General features: G+C 61.7%; 15 protein-coding genes and 1 tRNA gene. 7 read left to right on the top strand and 9 right to left on the bottom strand.

Annotated features, from left to right (window positions below):
• Positions 1-258: 258 nt before the first annotated feature.
• The gene (locus H7687_RS08290; protein ID WP_183346584.1) at positions 259-1,236 is read right to left on the bottom strand and encodes a GlxA family transcriptional regulator; all 978 of its coding nucleotides are present in this window, start codon (positions 1,234-1,236) and stop codon (positions 259-261) included.
• Between the two features lie 194 nt (positions 1,237-1,430).
• Between H7687_RS08290 and H7687_RS08285 the strand changes: the two genes are divergently transcribed.
• On the top strand, positions 1,431-1,700 hold the full coding sequence (locus tag H7687_RS08285) for a DUF4160 domain-containing protein (protein ID WP_183346583.1): 270 nt from the start codon (positions 1,431-1,433) through the stop codon (positions 1,698-1,700).
• A gap of 7 nt (positions 1,701-1,707) precedes the next feature.
• The gene (locus H7687_RS08280; RefSeq protein ID WP_183346582.1) at positions 1,708-1,944 is read left to right on the top strand and encodes a DUF2442 domain-containing protein; all 237 of its coding nucleotides are present in this window, start codon (positions 1,708-1,710) and stop codon (positions 1,942-1,944) included.
• 241 nt (positions 1,945-2,185) lie between these two features.
• On the opposite strand, the gene H7687_RS08275 is transcribed toward H7687_RS08280, so the two are convergent.
• Positions 2,186-2,689, bottom strand: coding sequence for a ferritin-like domain-containing protein (locus tag H7687_RS08275; RefSeq protein WP_183346581.1), 504 nt, complete (start codon positions 2,687-2,689; stop codon positions 2,186-2,188).
• Positions 2,690-2,913: 224 nt separating this feature from the next.
• Here H7687_RS08275 and H7687_RS08270 point away from each other — a divergent pair, with 224 nt between their 5' ends.
• On the top strand, positions 2,914-4,533 hold the full coding sequence (locus H7687_RS08270) for an NADP-dependent glyceraldehyde-3-phosphate dehydrogenase (RefSeq protein ID WP_183346580.1): 1,620 nt from the start codon (positions 2,914-2,916) through the stop codon (positions 4,531-4,533).
• A gap of 194 nt (positions 4,534-4,727) precedes the next feature.
• Here H7687_RS08270 and H7687_RS08265 read toward each other — a convergent pair whose 3' ends face one another.
• Positions 4,728-7,340, bottom strand: coding sequence for an EAL domain-containing protein (locus H7687_RS08265; RefSeq protein WP_183346579.1), 2,613 nt, complete (start codon positions 7,338-7,340; stop codon positions 4,728-4,730).
• Positions 7,341-7,588: 248 nt separating this feature from the next.
• Here H7687_RS08265 and pstS point away from each other — a divergent pair, with 248 nt between their 5' ends.
• The 4 genes from pstS (at position 7,589) to H7687_RS08245 (ending at position 11,579) form a co-directional block, all read left to right on the top strand.
• Entirely contained in the window at positions 7,589-8,617 is a 1,029-nt protein-coding gene (gene pstS, locus H7687_RS08260) for a phosphate ABC transporter substrate-binding protein PstS (RefSeq protein WP_183346578.1), read from the top strand.
• A 417-nt stretch (positions 8,618-9,034) separates the two neighbouring features.
• Positions 9,035-9,799 carry a methionine ABC transporter ATP-binding protein gene (locus H7687_RS08255; RefSeq protein WP_183346577.1) on the top strand — a complete coding sequence of 255 codons (765 nt, stop codon included), beginning with the start codon at positions 9,035-9,037 and terminating at the stop codon, positions 9,797-9,799.
• Between the two features lie 19 nt (positions 9,800-9,818).
• Positions 9,819-10,487 carry a methionine ABC transporter permease gene (locus H7687_RS08250; protein WP_183346576.1) on the top strand — a complete coding sequence of 223 codons (669 nt, stop codon included), beginning with the start codon at positions 9,819-9,821 and terminating at the stop codon, positions 10,485-10,487.
• A 240-nt stretch (positions 10,488-10,727) separates the two neighbouring features.
• On the top strand, positions 10,728-11,579 hold the full coding sequence (locus tag H7687_RS08245) for a MetQ/NlpA family ABC transporter substrate-binding protein (RefSeq protein ID WP_183346575.1): 852 nt from the start codon (positions 10,728-10,730) through the stop codon (positions 11,577-11,579).
• A gap of 383 nt (positions 11,580-11,962) precedes the next feature.
• Here H7687_RS08245 and phoU read toward each other — a convergent pair whose 3' ends face one another.
• From phoU to H7687_RS08215, 6 genes are all read right to left on the bottom strand, one after another.
• On the bottom strand, positions 11,963-12,634 hold the full coding sequence (phoU, locus tag H7687_RS08240) for a phosphate signaling complex protein PhoU (RefSeq protein ID WP_183346574.1): 672 nt from the start codon (positions 12,632-12,634) through the stop codon (positions 11,963-11,965).
• A 74-nt stretch (positions 12,635-12,708) separates the two neighbouring features.
• Positions 12,709-13,467, bottom strand: a complete 759-nt coding sequence (gene pstB, locus H7687_RS08235) for a phosphate ABC transporter ATP-binding protein PstB (RefSeq protein ID WP_183346573.1) — start codon at positions 13,465-13,467, stop codon at positions 12,709-12,711.
• A gap of 118 nt (positions 13,468-13,585) precedes the next feature.
• Positions 13,586-14,428 carry a phosphate ABC transporter permease PstA gene (gene pstA, locus H7687_RS08230; RefSeq protein WP_183346572.1) on the bottom strand — a complete coding sequence of 281 codons (843 nt, stop codon included), beginning with the start codon at positions 14,426-14,428 and terminating at the stop codon, positions 13,586-13,588.
• Positions 14,425-15,429: a phosphate ABC transporter permease subunit PstC gene (gene pstC / locus H7687_RS08225; RefSeq protein WP_371877561.1), complete on the bottom strand. Its 1,005-nt coding sequence runs from the start codon at positions 15,427-15,429 to the stop codon at positions 14,425-14,427. Before pstC ends, pstA begins: the two co-directional genes overlap by 4 nt.
• A 194-nt stretch (positions 15,430-15,623) precedes the next feature.
• A tRNA-Arg gene (locus tag H7687_RS08220) sits at positions 15,624-15,700 on the bottom strand.
• Between the two features lie 59 nt (positions 15,701-15,759).
• Positions 15,760-16,458 carry a DUF1573 domain-containing protein gene (locus H7687_RS08215; RefSeq protein WP_183346571.1) on the bottom strand — a complete coding sequence of 233 codons (699 nt, stop codon included), beginning with the start codon at positions 16,456-16,458 and terminating at the stop codon, positions 15,760-15,762.
• Positions 16,459-16,523 lie beyond the last annotated feature (65 nt).

Below are 16,523 nucleotides of genomic sequence, written 5' to 3'. Positions count from 1 at the left end.
CGTCACCCCAACTGCTGTTCACGAAGCGCAGGATGAGACCTCGCGTCCTCCCCTTTGCGAAGGGGAGACAGAGGGGATTTTCCTGGTTCCAAAGCTCCAGCTTTTCCTGGTTTGATCTCGTTCCCAAGGTCCGCCTTGGGGACGCAGCCCTCTCAGAAACTCCAGCTTCCCACGGATACATAGCTGGAGCTTTGCGCCATATGGGGTTCCCAAGCTGGAGCTTGGGAACCAGGGAAACCAGGGAAAGAACCTCCTGGGTCAGAACCTGGTCCGGTAGGCGAGCGGGGTGACCCCGACCTCCCGGATGAAGACGCGCCGCATCTGCTCGGCGCAGGTAAAGCCACTGTCGCGGGCCACGCGTTCCAGCGGCAGCGTCGTTTCCTCCAAAAGGGCGACCGAGTGTTCCAGCCGGAGCTGGTCGAGGTACTTGGCCGGCGTTTTCCCGGTCTCGCGCAGGAACACGCGGGCGAAATTGCGCGGGCTCATCGCCGCCCGCTGTGCCAGATCCTCCACCGTCGCCTTGCTGCACGGGTTCTCCCTGAGCCAGGCAAGCAGCGGCGCCATCTGTCCCCCTTCGACCATCTGGGCTCGTAGTTGCGTACTGAACTGTGCCTGTCCCCCCGGACGTTTCAGGAACATCACCAGGCGCCTGGCCACTGTCAGCGCCAGCTTCCTCCCGAAATCCTCCTCCACCAGGGCCAGCGCCAGGTCCATTCCCGCGGTCACTCCAGCTGACGTCGCTATCATGCCGTCGCGGGTGTAGATGGCGTCGTTCTCCACCATGACCTCCGGGTAGTCGCGCCGCAGCCGCTCCAGATCCATCCAGTGCGTGGTCGCCCGTTTCCCCTTTAACAGTCCCGCCTCGGCCAGGATGAGTGATCCGGTGCAGACCGATATCAGGCGCCGCACCCGCTGCCCCTCGGCTGCCAGCCAGGACAAGAGTCTCTGGTCCTGCATGGCCCGCCCCAGCGCGTCATCCGGGCTGCCCGGGACAAGGATCGTGTCCGCCCTTTCCGGGAGATCCTCCCAGGCGTGGTCCGCCACGATCTTCACTCCCGGGCAGGTGCTGAACGGTCCGGCCTGTTGCGCCAGGATCACGATCCGGTAGCCGGGGCGCTCGGGGGCGGATTCGCCCAGGCAGCGGTTCAGCATGTTGAACACCTCGATCGGTCCGGTGACGTCCAAGAGTTCCGCCCCTTCGTAGGCGGCGACAGCGATGGTAAGTGGCTCGTGCATGGGGACCTCCTGCTTCCTTGTTTGCTAGCCTGCGGGAATCATTGCACAACGGCGGTTCACGTTCAAGGACAACGAACCAGCAGATCCTGCCATTCCTTGCCGAAGACACAGCGGGGATGTTGACACAACTTGCCAATTCCTCTAAAGTTTGCCGTCAGAAGAATGGTTCTGTATCCGGTTTTTATGGAGGCAATATGCCGACCATAAGCATGTTCTACGGGATCTTGGTCTTGATGTACTTCAGGGACAACCGCCGTCACCATCGTCCTCATATCCACTGCCGCTACCAGGGGGATGAAGCTGCAATTGCAATTGACGATGGCACTGTTCTGGATGGCTCATTACCAGCCAAGCAGCTCAAGCTGGTGCAGGCTTGGATCGAGATACACAAAGAAGAGTTAACGGTTGATTGGGAGTTGGCGGTGAACGGCGACGAGCCGTTCCGAATCGCTCCTCTTCAGTGAGGTGATCATGATGGTAGATGTCGTAAAGGTTATTCCGCAGGCTGATTTTCGATTGGATCTTTTTTACGCAAACGGGGAACAGCGCCGGTTCGACATGCGGCCATTGCTCAAGATGAAGCCGTGGAATAGAGTTGCCGCTCCCGAAGTTTTCAACATGGTGCGCGCTGAATATGGCACGGTCGTCTGGCCGGGAGAGATTGATATCGCCCCGGAGACACTGTACGACGATTCGGTGCCGATCTGACGACAGCCCAGGAGTCAAGCTTCCGCTGATTCCCTCTCCCTCCGGGAGAGGGTGCCCGAAGGGCGGGTGAGGGAGTCGCCACGGAGCGGGATTATTGCCTATTGCAGGCGCCCTCACCCCAGCCCTCTCCCGGAGGGAGAGGGGGGATGGGCATCTTGGCGGAAGATCATCGCTAGTCCGGAAAAGTAAAAGCCCCGTCCGAGTGGACGGGGCTTTTTTAGTACCGAGAATTCCCGGACGGCTATCCCTTCATAGCACCTACCAGCAGCTCGTAGTCTTCCAAAAGCGCCTGCAGATCCTCTTCGTGCTCGACCTCCTGCTGCAAAATGGTGAGCACCATGTTGTAGGTGACCGGGTCCTTCTCGCGGGTCAGGTCCAGAAGCTTCTTGTACACGGTGATGGCGCACTGCTCGCCCCTGATGTTCTGCTCCAGGATGGTCTTCACGAAGGGATCGTCCGGCGCATCGTAGCCGCAGTTGGTGAACTTGTACCACTCCTCGGGTTTGGTGACCGGTGTGCCGCCCAACTGGATGATGCGCAGCGCCACCATGTCGGCATGGGCCAGTTCCTCGGTGGCATGAACCAAAAGCTCGGCCCCGACCGCGTCCTTCATCGGCCCTTTGACCAACTTCGCTCCCAGCCAGTACTGATAGTAGGCAAACCACTCGTCGCAGAAGGCGCGGTTCAAGAGGTTCAGCAGTTCCTCGACGTCCATGCCGACTATTTCACGTCCCTTAGATCCCATAGCCATATCTCCTTTTGTCGTTATTGTGTCATTGGGGAATTACGCAGACTCAGACGAGTATACTGGCGCTTTGTCATTGCGCAATGAGTGCCCTTCATGCCCAAAGACAGTATCAAAAGGTTGACCCTGCTTCTGTGTTGGCGTATAGCTCATGAGTGACGCTCGCGTCGACCCGAGGCCGGATCCAGTCACCGGCAATCACGTCTGTCAGCAAGGAAGTGAAAGTGAAGAAGAAGATCGCAGGACTGTTTCCGTTGCCGCAGGAAATCCCCGCTCCCTATCGCATAGAAGAACCGATCCGCCAGGACCACTACCTGATCGGCGGCGAACTGCGCCGCTGGGAAGGCCCCATGCAGGAGGTGCTCTCGCCGGTGCAGGTGCTAGACGGCGTAGAGCCGCAGCCGCAGCGGGTAGGGGAGGCGCCCGCGCTTTCGGTGGCCGCCGCGCTGGAGGCGCTCGACGTCGCCGTGAACGCCTACGACAACGGCCGGGGCGCCTGGCCCACGATGTCGGTCGGCGAGCGCATCAAGTGCGTCACCTGCTTCAGTCGCGCCGTGCAGGAAAAGCGCACCGAGGTGGTCAAGCTCCTCATGTGGGAGATCGGCAAGTCGTTGCAGGAAGCCGAGGCCGAGTTCGACCGCGCCCTTGCCTACGTCAAGGACACCATCGAGGCGCTCAAGGAACTGGACCGCGTCTCCTCCCGCTTCGTGATCCAGCAGGGGATCATCGGCCAGATCCGCCGCGCGCCCCTGGGCGTCGTGCTGTGCATGGGCCCCTACAACTTCCCGCTCTACGAGACCTTCACCACCCTGATCCCGGCCCTCGTCATGGGTAACACCATCATCCTCAAACCGCCGCGCTTCGGGATCCTGCTGTTCGCGCCCCTTTTGGAGGCCTTTCGCGACTGCTTCCCGGCCGGCGTCATCAACACCGTGTACGGCGACGGCGAGGAGGTGCTGCCCCCGCTGATGGCCACCGGCCGCATCGACGTGCTGGGCTTCATCGGCACCAGCAAGGTCGCCGACGCGCTGCGGGCGAGCCACCCCCGGCCGCACCGGCTGCGCTGCGTGCTCGGGCTCGACGCGAAAAATCCCGCCATCATCCTTCCCGATGCGGACCTCGACCTCGCCGTCGAGGAGTGCGTCTCCGGTGCCCTGGGCTTCAACGGCCAGCGCTGCACCGCGCTGAAGATCATCTTCGTGCACCGCGACCTCGCCGAGCCGTTCCTGCAGGGTATGGCGCGGGAGATCGCGGCGCTGAAATGCGGCGTCCCCTGGCAGGACGGGGTCGCCATCACCGCGCTCCCCGAGCCGGAAAAGCCTGAATACCTGGAGGGGCTTTTGCGCGACGCCGAGGCCTTCGGCGCCCGCGTGGTGAACCCCGGCGGCGGCACCCGGAGCGGCTCCTTCTTCTACCCGGCGCTCCTCTACCCGGTTACGCCCCAGATGCGGGTCTACCACGAAGAGCAGTTCGGCCCGGTGGTCCCGGTGGTGGTCTACGACGACCTGAAGGAAACCATCGACTACGTGGTGCAGTCCAACTACGGGCAGCAGGCGAGCATCTTCGGCAGGAACGAGGAGCAGTTGTCGCAGTTGATCGACGCGCTGGTGAACCAGGTTTGCCGCATCAACATCAACAGCAAGTGCCAGAGAAGCCCCGACAGCTTCCCCTTCAACGGTCGCAAGAATTCGGCCGAGGGGACCCAGTCCGTCGCCGATGCCCTGCGTGTCTTCTCGATCCGCATCGTTGTGGCCGCCCGCGAAACCGACGCCAACCGCGACATCATCACCGGCATCGTCAAAGAAAGAAAATCCCACTTCCTCTCCACCGACTACATTCTCTAAACATGGGCTAGGGAGTTCAGCGGTCTTTGCCACGCCGCGCCGTATTTAGACCAGGGTCCCCTCCATTTAGCGAAGGAGGGGACAGGGGGGGCGCGCCGCAAGCTTGGAATGACTACTGTCTTTGCCACACAGCGCCGCATGTGCACCAGGGTTCCCCCCCCTTTGCGAAGGGGGGGCAGGGGGGATTTGCCTTTTCAAGCCCGGGTAAGAGGGGAGGGGACAGGAGTGTTGCGCAGATAGGGGACGAGCTCTTCCGGCGGGAGGGGGCGGCTGAAGTAGTATCCCTGCACGATGTCGCAGCGCTGCCCCTGCAGGAAGCGGCACTGCGCCTCGGTCTCCACCCCTTCGGCAACCACTTCCTTGCCCAGGGTATGGGCGAGGGCGATGGTCGCCGCGGCGATTTCCGCGTCGTCGGTGTCGGTGTCGATGTCCTTCACGAAGGAGCGGTCGATCTTCAGGCGGTGCACCGGGAAGAGCTTCAGGTAGCTCAGCGAGGAGTAGCCGGTGCCGAAGTCGTCGATGGCCAGCTCCACCCCCATTTCCCTGAACCCCTGCAGGTGCAGGATGGCCTCCGCCGGGTTGTCCATCGCCGAACTCTCGGTTATCTCGAGCTCCAAGAGGTGCGACCCGATCCCGGTCTCCCGGAGGATGTCCAGCAAAACGGCGGGCAGGTTGTCCTGCCTGAACTGGCGTGCGGACAGGTTGACCGATACCCTGATCGGCGGCAATCCCTCGGCCAGCCAGGAGGCGAGCTGGCGGCAGGCGGCCTTCAGCGCCAGTTCCCCTATGGCGACGATCATCCCGGTTTCCTCCGCCACGGGGATGAAGCGGTCCGGCGCGACCAGCCCGTGCACCGGGTGCTGCCAGCGCAATAGCGCCTCGACGCCGACCACCCGCCCGGTACTCATCTCTACCTGCGGCTGGTAATGCAGCAGGAATTCCCCCCGCTCGATCGCCACTCTCAGGTCCCCCTCCAGTACCAGCCTCTCCTGCACCGTCTGGTTCATCTCCTGGGTGAAAAACTGGAAGTTGTTACGCCCACCGGCCTTGGCGTGGTACATGGCCAGGTCCGCGTTCTTCATGAGCTCCTGCACCGTCTCGCCGTCGTCCGGGAAGATGCTGATGCCGATACTCGGGGTGACGCTCAACTCGTGCCCCTCGACGTAGTAGCTCTGGCACAGGGCATGCTGGATCTTGCCGATGGCGTGGGCGGCCGAGACGTTGGAGCGGATCAGGGGGAGCCCCACCACGAACTCGTCGCCACCCAGCCGTGCCACGATGTCGGCGCTGCGGATCGACTCCAGCAGGCGCCCCGCCACCTGGAAGAGCAGCTGGTCGCCCACGTGGTGCCCCAGGGAATCGTTGATGTTCTTGAAACGGTCCAGGTCGATGAAGATCAGCGCCAGACGGTTGCTGCATCGTTTGGCCAGTTCCAGGGAGTGGGCCAGGCGGGCCATGAGGCTGAAGCGGTTGGGGAGCTTGGTGACCGGGTCGTAGTGCGCCAGGTACTCGATCTTCTGGGCATGCTGTTCCCGTTCCTGCAGGCGGCGTGACGTCTCTTGGAGGAGAGCCCGTTCCACCGCCAGCCTGCGGTCATCCCGTTCCATGTTGCCCAGGGCAAAGGAGATGTCGGCCCCCATCTGGCGCAGCAGTTCCACCTGGGGGCGGTCGAAGTAGTTCTTCTTGTCGGCGTACAGGGTGAGCGCGCCGATGACCCGTCCCTCCTGCTGCAGCGCGATGCTGGCCGAGGCACGGATGCCGTACTCCCTGCCGCGCTCGTGCCAGGGGGCGGTGTTGGCGGCATTGAGGAAGTCGTTACAGATGTAGAAACTCCCGTTCTTGATGGCGCTGGCGGTCGGACCGCTACCGGTCGGTTCCTGGTCCAGTGTGATGGTGATGCCGTTCAGGTAGGCGGTGCTTCCCCGCGCGGCGGCGACCTGAACCATCGTTCCCGCTTTGTCGAGCAGCCCCACCCAGGCCAGTTTGAAACAACCGTGATCAACCGCGATGCGGCAGAAGTCGTGGAACAGCGATTTCCGGTCCTTGATGTGCACCACCGCTTTGCTCGTCTCCGAGAGCACCGAATGCAGCCGGTTCAGCCGTCGCACGCACTCCTCCGCGCTTTCCCGGTCGGCTATTTCCTGCCTGAGTTCGCTGATGGTGTTCCTCAGTTCCGCCGTCCGCTTGGCAACCCTTGTTTCCAATTCTTCGTTGAGGCGTCTGAGGGCGTCCTGCGTCTTGGATATTTCCTGGTTCTTCTCCACCGCAAGCTCGTAGGTCGCCAGCAACAGATCGATGATCTGGGACTTGGATGCTGCGATGGCGTACCGGTTGCCGTAGTAGTTGCAGCTGACGGTACCGTCCTGCGCGGCCACGCAGCATCCCCCCTCGCGCCGCAAGGCCGCAGCCACCCGCGACAGCAGTATGCCGTTATGGTAGGGCTTGGAGATGAAGTAGTTGGCCCCGGCTTCGAGGCTGCGCAGTACGTGGGTTGGGTCGTTGAGGTGAGTGAGCAGGATGACCGGGAGCTGGCTGGCCTCTTTCAAGTCCCTGATCCGGCGGCACAACTCGAACCCGTCCATGCCGGGCATGACGACGTCGCTGATGACGAGGTCGGGCTGGGTGACGTCCATTCCCGCGAGTGCCTCGCCGGCATCCCGGCTCACCAGCACGCGATAACCTTCGGCCGAGAGCAGATGTTGCAGGCGCTTCACCTGGGTCGGGCTGTCGTCCACCAGCAGAATGGTATGCCCCTGCACCGTGCGCTGCCGCTCTTGATTGGGCGCTTGTACACTGGCGGTAGCCATCTCTTCCCCCACGCACTGTCCCGCAGGTCAGCCGCTCTTGATCCGTTGCACTCCCTTTCTTAACTCCTTTTCGGGAGGGATGCCGGAGAGGTTAGAACTTTTTATTAATACCGTTTTATTTTTATGTGGCAAGGAGGAAACAGGGTGCTGCGGATTTTCTTACGGCTTTTACAAACTCTTGCTGCCGTTGTAACCGGACTGCAACATAACGCAGCTATAGTCGCCTCAAAACCAATGAGGAGGAAAAGATGATTCAGACCATTAAGAAAGCATTCCTGGCTCTGGCCCTGGTTGCCGCAGTGGGCGCGGCGGGCGAGGCGTCCGCAGAGATCCTGATCAACGGCGCCGGCGCCACCTTCCCGTACCCGTTGTACTCCAAGTGGTTCAGCGAGTACGCCAAGGTCGACAAGAGCGTGAAATTCAACTACCAGTCCATCGGCAGCGGTGGCGGCATCAAGCAGATCAGCGCGCAGACCATCAACTTCGGCGCCAGCGACAAGTTCCTCACCGATGCCGAACTGAAGGGGGCGCCGGGCAAGCTGATCCACATCCCGACGGTGATGGGTGCCGTGGTAGTAACCTACAACCTCCCCGGCGTATCTTCCGGCATCAAGCTCAACTCCGAGGACCTGGCCAACATCTACCTGGGCAAGATCACCAAGTGGAACGACCCGAGGATCGCCGATGACAACAAAGGCATCAACCTGCCGGCCAAGCCGATCATCGTCGTGCACCGCTCAGACGGCAGCGGCACCACCAGCATCTTCACCGACTACCTTTCGGGCGTGAACGCCGAATGGGCGCAGAAAGTTGGGAAGGGCGCCTCCGTCAAGTGGCCGGTAGGCCTGGGCGGCAAGGGGAACGAAGGCATCGCCGGGCAGATCAAGACCACGCCGTATTCCATCGGCTACGTCGAGCTTGCCTATGCCTTCGAGAACAAGCTCCCCTACGCCTCGCTGAAAAACCAGGCCGGCGTCTTCGTGGAGCCTTCCATCAAGTCCACCAGCGCTGCTGCCGCGGCAGCCGTGAAGCACATGCCCGCCGACTACCGTATCTCGCTGGTGAACCAGCCCGGCAAGGATGCCTACCCGGTGGTCGGTTTCACCTGGCTGCTGGTGTACGAAAACCAGAAGGATCCCGCCAAGGGGAAGAAGCTGGTCGAGTTCCTGAACTGGAGCATGACCAAGGGGCAGAAGATGGCAGCCCCCATGCTCTACGCGCCTCTTCCCGACAGCGTGGTGAAAATGGTGCAGAAGACCATCAAGACCATCAAGTAGTCCGGTTGCGACAAGCAGGGGACAGGCTCGGATAGGTGCCTGTCCCCTTTTATTTGCGGTTGCGACAAGCAGGGGATAGGCTCCGCAAGGTGCCTGTCCTTTTATTTGTTTGCAGGTGTGTCGGCGTATTGCCGGCGCACCTTTTTTGTTTCATGTGAGCCGGGCGCGGCCTGGCAACTCTGAAGACATAGGGGGCGGGATTTGAGCGGGAATGCGGGGTGTTAATTGTACAGTATCTTTGTGTGTGTTTGGTCTCGTTAATTTGATTGTGTACTTGACTTTGTCGGTCAAATTTGATAAACACAAACACCACATTTGACTAAAGCAAAAAGCGTTAAACGCCGACCAGACTGCTAGAGGCAGCAGAAAGTTGCCTGCCGTCTTTTTGTATCAGCGTCGTATTCTCCCGGGGGGCACGTGATTACCATCGACAGCCTCAACAAGCTGTACCATACGCCACGCGGAACGTTCACCGCGTTGCGCGACGTCAACCTGCAGATAGAAAGAGGGGACGTCTTCGGCATTATCGGGCTGAGTGGGGCGGGCAAGTCCACCCTGATCCGCTGCCTGAACCGGCTCGAGGAGCCTGACAGCGGCAGCATCGTCATCGACGGCAGGGAGATCACCCGGCTGGCGACGCACGAGTTGCGCGAGGCGCGCAAGAAGATCGGCATGATCTTCCAGCACTTCAACCTGCTCGATTCGCGGACGGTGCAGGGGAACGTCGCCTTTCCCCTGGAGCTCGCCGGCTGGCCCCGCAAGGAGGTCGCGCAGCGGGTCGAGGAGATCCTGGACCTGGTCGGGCTGTCGGACAAGGCAGGCAACTACCCGGCGCAACTCTCCGGCGGGCAGAAGCAGCGGGTCGGCATCGCGCGCGCCCTCGCCAACCATCCGGAGGTGCTCCTGAGCGACGAGGCCACCTCCGCGCTCGATCCGCAGACCACCAGCTCCATCCTGGAACTGCTGGCCGACATCAACCGCAAGCTCGGCCTGACCATCGTCCTGATCACCCACGAAATGAGCGTGATACGGCAGATCTGCAGCAAGGTCGCGGTCATGGACCGCGGCGAGATCGTCGAGTCCGGAGCGGTGCAGCAGGTGTTCACGGCGCCTTCCAGCGCGACCATGCGACTCTTTTTGGAGCATAGCGCGCTGTTGCAGGGCTACGGAGCCGGTATCTAGGCCGGGAGAGGAGACAACTATGCATGAAGACCTGTTACCGATGCTCCTCACGGGCTTCGGAGAAACGCTGTACATGGTGGTGCTGTCCACCGTCGCGGCCATCGTGCTGGGACTCCCGCTCGGGGTGCTGGTGGTGATCACCTCGGCCGGCCATGTCCTGGAGTCGCCGCGGCTGAACCGCGTCCTGGGCGCCGTGATCAACGTCACCCGTTCCTTTCCCTTCATCATCATGATCGTGCTGCTGCTGCCGCTGTCGCGCTTCCTGGTGGGGACTACGCTGGGAGCCACGGCGGCCAGCGTCCCGCTCTCGATCGCGGCGGCCCCGTTCCTGGCGCGCATCATCGAGAACAGCCTGAAGGAGGTCGACCGCGGCAAGGTGGAGGCGGCGCTGGCCATGGGGGCGACGCCGCTGCAGATCGTGTCCAAGGTGCTGATTCCCGAGGCGCTGGCGTCGCTGGTGCTCGGCCTCACCCTCGCGGTCATCACCATAACCGGGTTCACGGCGACCGCCGGGGCGATCGGGGCGGGGGGGCTGGGGAGCCTCGCCATCCGTTACGGCTACATGCGCTACCGCGAGGACGTCATGTTCGCGACCGTCCTCATCCTCGTCATTTTCGTCCAGGGGGTGCAGTGGAGTGGTGACCGGCTGGCGCGATGGATCAACAGAAACCAACATAGGCTCGGCTAAGGGCCTGATAGCAGAAGGGACTGGCTCCGTTAGGTGCCTGTCCCATTAGCGGAACGCTCCACTCCGCCCAACCGCCTTACCCAAGCACTAAGGGGACAGGCACCCAATGGAGCCAGTCCCCTCCTTCGCTCGCCGTCTTAGTCCAAGGTGTGCAGTGGAGCGTCGACCGGCTGGCGCGGCGGATCAACAAATATCAACATAGGCTCGGCTAAGGGCCTCATTACAACGGAGGAAGTAAAGATGAAAAACAGATTTACCGGCAGGTTGAGCGTCGCCTTGGTCGCACTGGCGCTGGTTGCAGTGGCCGCGGCGGGTTGCAAGAAAAAGGAAGGTGAGGCCGGTAAGGGCGCCGAGGGCGCGGCCCCGGTGGCAGGGAAGACCTTGAAGGTCGGTGCGGCGGTGGTGCCGCACGCCGACATCCTGAAGTTCGTGGTGCCGAAACTGAAGGAGCAGGGGGTGAACCTCGAGGTGGTGACCTTCGACGACGAGGTGCAGCTGAACCCGGCGCTCGCCGAGAAGCAGATCGACGCCAACTACTTCCAGCACGTCCCCTACCTCGAGGCCGTGGTGAAGGAGAAGAAGTACCAGTTCAACGTGGCCGGCAGCATCCACGTGGAGCCGATCGGTCTCTACTCGAAGAAGATCAAGTCCGTGGCCGAGCTCAAAAATGGCGCCCAGATCGCCGTTCCGAACAACCCCTCCAACGAGTACCGCGCCCTGGCGCTCCTGGAGCAGCAGGGGCTCATCAAGCTCAAACCCGGCATCTCCAACTTCCAGGCCACGCCGCAGGACATCGTGGAGAACCCGAAGAAGATCAAGTTCGTCGAGGTCGAGGCGGCCCAACTCACCAGGACGCTGCCGGACGTGGACGGCGCGGTGATCAACACCAACTTCATACTCGACGCCAAGATCGACCCGCAGAGCGCCATCGCGCGTGAGGACGCCAAGTCCCCTTACGCCAACATCGTCGTTGTGCGCAAGGGTGAGGAGAGCCGCGACGACATCAAGAAACTGGTTGCGGCGCTGCAGTCCCCCGAGCTCAAGCAGTTCCTCAAGGAAAAGTACGGCGCCGCCATCATCCCCGCGTTCTAGCCCCGGCCTGATCGCGCCGCGACACCGGCCGGCCGGCAGCCTGACAAAGCGGCTGCTACGACCGCACAGACATGTAAAAAGCCCGCGCACCCAGCGCGGGCTTTTTTCTTTTTCCTGGTTCCCAATCTCCAGCTTTTTCCTGGTTCCCAATCTCCAGCTTTTTCCTGGTTCCCAAGCTCCAGCTTGGGAACCCCATTTGGCGCAAAGCTCCAGCTTTGCATACGAGGAAGTTGGAACTTCGGAGAGCTTTGCGTTCCCAAGGTGGACCTTGGGAACGAGATCAAAAAAGGACGACGAGGCGACCCCCTCACGTTCCCCCCTTGTGAAAGGGGGGGGTAGGGGGGATTTCGATCCGCTACTGCCCTAGATCTTTCAAGAAGGCCTCACGCGATGGTGTGCCGGATGTCCTTCCCCTTGATCATGAAGATGACCATTTCGGCGATGTTGGTGGCGTGATCGGCGATACGCTCCAGGCACTTGGAAACGTGGATGATCTTCATGGCGCGGCTGATGGTCTTCGGGTCCCCCATCATGAAGGTCAACAGCTCGCGCTGGATCTGCTCGTTCAACTCGTCGACGCACTGGTCGTCCTGGCAGACCTTGATGGCCAGGGCATCGTCGCCGCGCACGAAGGCGTCGAGCGCCTCCTTTACCATGTCCGAGGCGGCCTTGGCCATGCGCGGCAGGTCGATGTAGGGCTTCAGGGACGGCTCCTGGTTCAACTCCCGCGCACGCTTGCAGATGTTGGCACACTGGTCGCCGATCCGCTCCAGGTCGGTCACGATCTTCAAGGCCAGCGTGATGAAGCGCAGGTCCCGGGCCGCCGGCTGCCGGCGCGCCAGAACCTCCAGGCACTTCTCGTCGATCACCATCTCCAGGGTGTTGATCTCGTGGTCGAAGGCGATGGTGCGCTCCGCCAGTTCGGTGTCCCGCTCCACCAGGGATTTCATGGCGTTGGCGATCATCGATTCGACCTTGCCACCCATCTCCAACAGGTTTTCACGTATCCCGTTCAGTTCGTTGTCGAACTGCTTGCTGAAATGCTCTCTCTCCATAGTTGTCTCCGGTCTGTCCTGGTTTCGTTTGTCTGAGGGGGACTGGCTCCGCAAGGTGCCTGTCCCCTTTGTCTTTAGCCGAAACGTCCGGTGATGTAGTCCTCGGTCCGCTTCTCTTCGGGGGTGGTGAAGATCTTCTTGGTCTCGCCGCACTCGACCAGGTCCCCCATGTACAAGAACGCCGTGTAGTCGGAGACGCGCGCCGCCTGCTGCATGTTGTGGGTGACGATGATGATGGTGTAGCGTTCCTTCAACTCCTCGATCAGTTCCTCGATCTTCAAGGTCGAGATGGGGTCGAGGGCGGAGGCGGGCTCGTCCATGAGGATCACTTCCGGCTTCACCGCAATGGTGCGTGCGATGCAAAGGCGCTGCTGCTGGCCGCCGGAGAGCATCATGGCGCTGCTCTTCAGGCGATCCTTCACCTCGTCCCAGAGCGCCACGCGCTTCAGGCAGCTCTCGACGATCTCGTCCGCCTCCTCGCGCGGCAGCCTGCCGTTCAGCTTGTAACCGGCGATGACGTTGTCGTAGATGGACATGGCGGGAAAGGGGTTCGGCTTCTGGAACACCATACCGACGCGGCGGCGGATGGCTACCGGGTCCACTCCTTTCTCATAGATGTCGCCGTCATCGACCAGGATCTTTCCGGTGACCCGCGCCGATGCGACCAGGTCGTGCATCCTGTTCATCGAGCGCAAGAGTGTCGATTTGCCGCAGCCGGACGGTCCGATGATGGCGGTGACGCTGTTCTCCGGGAAGGTCATGCTGATGTCGCGCACGGCGTGAGTCCTGCCGAAGTGTATGTTGACCTGTTCCAGCTTTACCTTGTTGTTCATCTTTTCCTCTCGCATCCCGTTAGACGTTGAAGCTGGTGCAACCCCCGCAGCCTGCGGCCACAACCTGAACCACAACCTCAACTTAATCTTGATCTTGGTCTCAATCTTAGTCCGTCTTTTACCCAGCCTGCTTCATCCTGCCGAAGTAGCGGGCGGTGAGGCTCAGGGCGAACATTACCGTTACCAGCACCAGGGCGCCGGCCCAGGCCAGCCGGTGCCAGTCCTCGTAGGGTGCGATGGCGAAGCTGAAGATCTGCAGGGGGAGCGCCGCCATCGGTTGCAGCACGTTCTTGCTCCAGAACTGGTTCCCGAGCGCGGTGAACAGAAGCGGCGCCGTTTCGCCGGCGATCCTGGCCACGGCCAGAAGGATCCCGGTGAGCACGCCGGAGAGGGCGCTTCTCAGGGTGACCTTGAGGCTGGTGCGCCAGAAGGGGACGCCGAGCGCCAGCGAGGCCTCGCGCAGCGAGCCCGGGACCATCTTCAACTGCTCCTCGGTGGTGCGCAGCACGATGGGGATCATGATCATGGCCAGCGCCACCGATCCGGCCAGGCCGGAAAAGCCCTTCATCGGCACCACGAGCAGCGTGTAGGCGACCATGCCGGTGATGATGGACGGGGTGCCCGAAAGGACGTCGGCGGCGAACCGGATCACGGTCGACACCTTGGAACCTCCGAACTCGGACAGGTAGATGGCCCCCAGTATCCCGATGGGAAGCCCGATCAGGGAGGCTCCCGCGATCATGAGCGCCGAGCCGAACATGCCGTTGGCCATGCCCCCGCCCGGTTCGCCGGTCGGCGCGGGCACATGGGTGAAGAAGTCCAGGGAGAGCGAGCTCACCCCCATCTTCAGGATGTGGAAGAAGATGAGCCCCAGAGGAATCAGCACGGCCAGGGTGCAGGCCAGCATGACGCCGCTCATCAGGTGGTTCTTTATCTTGCGGCAGGTAACGCTCTGCATCATGCCGCACCTCCCTGGGCGCTTCTGGACACGCTCCAGATCAAAAGCCGCGCCAGGGCGTTCACGACCAGGGTGACCACCATCAGGATCAGTCCGATTTCCATGAGTGCGGAGGCGTGCAGCTTGGAAGTGGTCTCGGCAAACTCGTTGGCGATGACGCTGGGCATGGTGTAGGCAGGGGAGAGCAGGGAAAGCGATATGTTGGGTGCGTTGCCGATCACCATGGTCACGGCCATGGTTTCGCCGATGGCCCGCCCCAGCCCGAGGATGGCGGCGCCCAGGATACCGGACTTGCCGTAGGGGAGGATGGCGACCCTGATGGTCTCCCAGCGGGTGGCGCCCAGGGCGATGGCCGCCTCCTTCTGGCTCTGCGGCACCGCCAGCAGCACCTCGCGGGTGATGGAGGTGATGATGGGCACTACCATGATCATCAGGATGAAGATGGCGGCCAGCATGCTGACTCCGTAGGGCGCCCCCTCGAAGAACGGCACAAAGCCGAAATGCTCGATCAGGAAGGGCTGGACCGTACTCTGCAGCCAGGGCGCCATGACCAGCACCCCCCAGAGCCCGTAGATGACCGAGGGGATGGCGGCCAGCAACTCCACCAGCGGCGCCACCAGGGCCCCGAGCCGCCCGGGCGCCACCTCAGTAATGAAGAGCGCCGCGCCGATGCTCAAGGGAGTGGCGAGCAGCAAGGCCAGCACCGATGACACCACCGATCCGTACAGGTAGGGGAGGGCGCCGAAATGTCCCTGCACCGCGTCCCAATCCTTCGATCCCACGAACTTCCAGCCGAATTCCTTGATGGCGGGCAGGCTCTCTCCGGTCATCTCGTACAGCATGAGCGCCAGGATGGCGAGTATGCTGAAGGCGAAAAAGGTGGTCAGGTACCGAAAGACGGCGTCCCCCCCCAGTTTCCTGGCCAGGGCCGGCTCCGTTTTTTTGCTCGCCGCGGCCGGCCGGTCCGTCTCATGTGTGCAGCAGGAACGCATCTCTAACTCCACGTAGCTTCCTCCGAGTGGATGGTCTCCCGGTTGTGCCTCGGGGGACCGCTTCTGATACGCCCATAGCTTGGGACATGGATGTTACAGCTTCGTTACAGTTCGCGGAAATGTTCATGAACAACGGGAGGCGGGCAAACAAAAAGGCCCTGATCTCTCAGGGCCTTCTGTCTAGACTGGTATGTCTGAATTTAAGCTGGTGGGCGAGACGGGATTCGAACCCGTGACCCCTGGCTTCGGAGGCCAGTACTCTATCCAACTGAGCTACCCGCCCGGGAAAGAACTCATTACTACACTATTTTGAGAACCAACTCAAGATGAAACTTTAAAAAATCACTTCTGGATGGAGCCGTACACCGGCACGGTGATCTCTTTCTTCTGCGGATGGCTGGTGCTGATATGCAGGTACCCGCTCAGGATCTTCGCCTCGGGCTTTGCCAGCACCGATATCTCGATGGTGCCGCTCTCTCCCGGTTTCAATTCTGCTTTCCTGATGGTGGGCTTGATCTGCAGCGACGAGGAGGTGACGCTCACGTTCAAGAGCTTCACCGTCACGTTGCTGTTGTTGGTGACGCTCACTTTGCTCTGCGTGGCGGTGCTGCTGCTCACGGCGCCGAGGCTTACCTGCCGCGGCGTTACCTGGAGCTGCTCGAGCACCGTCCCCTCGATGGTGAAGGTGTAAACCGGGGTCCTGCCGGCGTTGCTGGTGAGGGTCACGGTCTTCTCTATCTTGCCGGAGAACGAGCCGGAGTCGAAGGTGACCTCGATCTCGGCCGTTTTGCCGGGGGAGACCACCGAGGTGGAGGGCTTGGCAGCGGTGCAGCCGCAGGAGGCGTCCAGCTTCTTGATCTGCAGGGGGGCATCGCCGTTGTTCCTGATGGTGAAGGTATGCTGGACTTTCTTGCCCTGGGCAACGGTGCCGAAGTTGAAACTACCGCGGTCTACGACGAGTTCCGGCGCCGCCAGGGCGACGGTGGCGCCGCACAGGGTGAGCAACAAGAACAAAAGGTATACAAAACGGGTCTGGGGCATGGTGTTCCTCTTAAGATTTCGCTGGGATGCGGCACACCGGCTATATATACCACAAAGGTGCCGGG

It is taken from the genome of Geomonas paludis, from assembly GCF_014193585.1.
Classification (GTDB): Bacteria; Desulfobacterota; Desulfuromonadia; order Geobacterales; family Geobacteraceae; genus Geomonas; species Geomonas paludis.
Note: the sequence above shows the minus strand (reverse complement) of the source record. Positions and strands in the feature narration are given on the sequence as shown.

Coding starts and splice junctions, on each gene's coding strand:
- H7687_RS08290 (WP_183346584.1), bottom strand. CDS start 1,236: ATGCACGAGCCACTTACCATCGCTGTCGCCGCCTACGAAGGGGCGGAA.
- H7687_RS08285 (WP_183346583.1), top strand. CDS start 1,431: ATGCCGACCATAAGCATGTTCTACGGGATCTTGGTCTTGATGTACTTC.
- H7687_RS08280 (WP_183346582.1), top strand. CDS start 1,708: ATGATGGTAGATGTCGTAAAGGTTATTCCGCAGGCTGATTTTCGATTG.
- H7687_RS08275 (WP_183346581.1), bottom strand. CDS start 2,689: ATGGGATCTAAGGGACGTGAAATAGTCGGCATGGACGTCGAGGAACTG.
- H7687_RS08265 (WP_183346579.1), bottom strand. CDS start 7,340: ATGGCTACCGCCAGTGTACAAGCGCCCAATCAAGAGCGGCAGCGCACG.
- pstS (WP_183346578.1), top strand. CDS start 7,589: ATGATTCAGACCATTAAGAAAGCATTCCTGGCTCTGGCCCTGGTTGCC.
- H7687_RS08250 (WP_183346576.1), top strand. CDS start 9,819: ATGCATGAAGACCTGTTACCGATGCTCCTCACGGGCTTCGGAGAAACG.
- H7687_RS08245 (WP_183346575.1), top strand. CDS start 10,728: ATGAAAAACAGATTTACCGGCAGGTTGAGCGTCGCCTTGGTCGCACTG.
- phoU (WP_183346574.1), bottom strand. CDS start 12,634: ATGGAGAGAGAGCATTTCAGCAAGCAGTTCGACAACGAACTGAACGGG.
- pstB (WP_183346573.1), bottom strand. CDS start 13,467: ATGAACAACAAGGTAAAGCTGGAACAGGTCAACATACACTTCGGCAGG.
- pstA (WP_183346572.1), bottom strand. CDS start 14,428: ATGATGCAGAGCGTTACCTGCCGCAAGATAAAGAACCACCTGATGAGC.
- H7687_RS08215 (WP_183346571.1), bottom strand. CDS start 16,458: ATGCCCCAGACCCGTTTTGTATACCTTTTGTTCTTGTTGCTCACCCTG.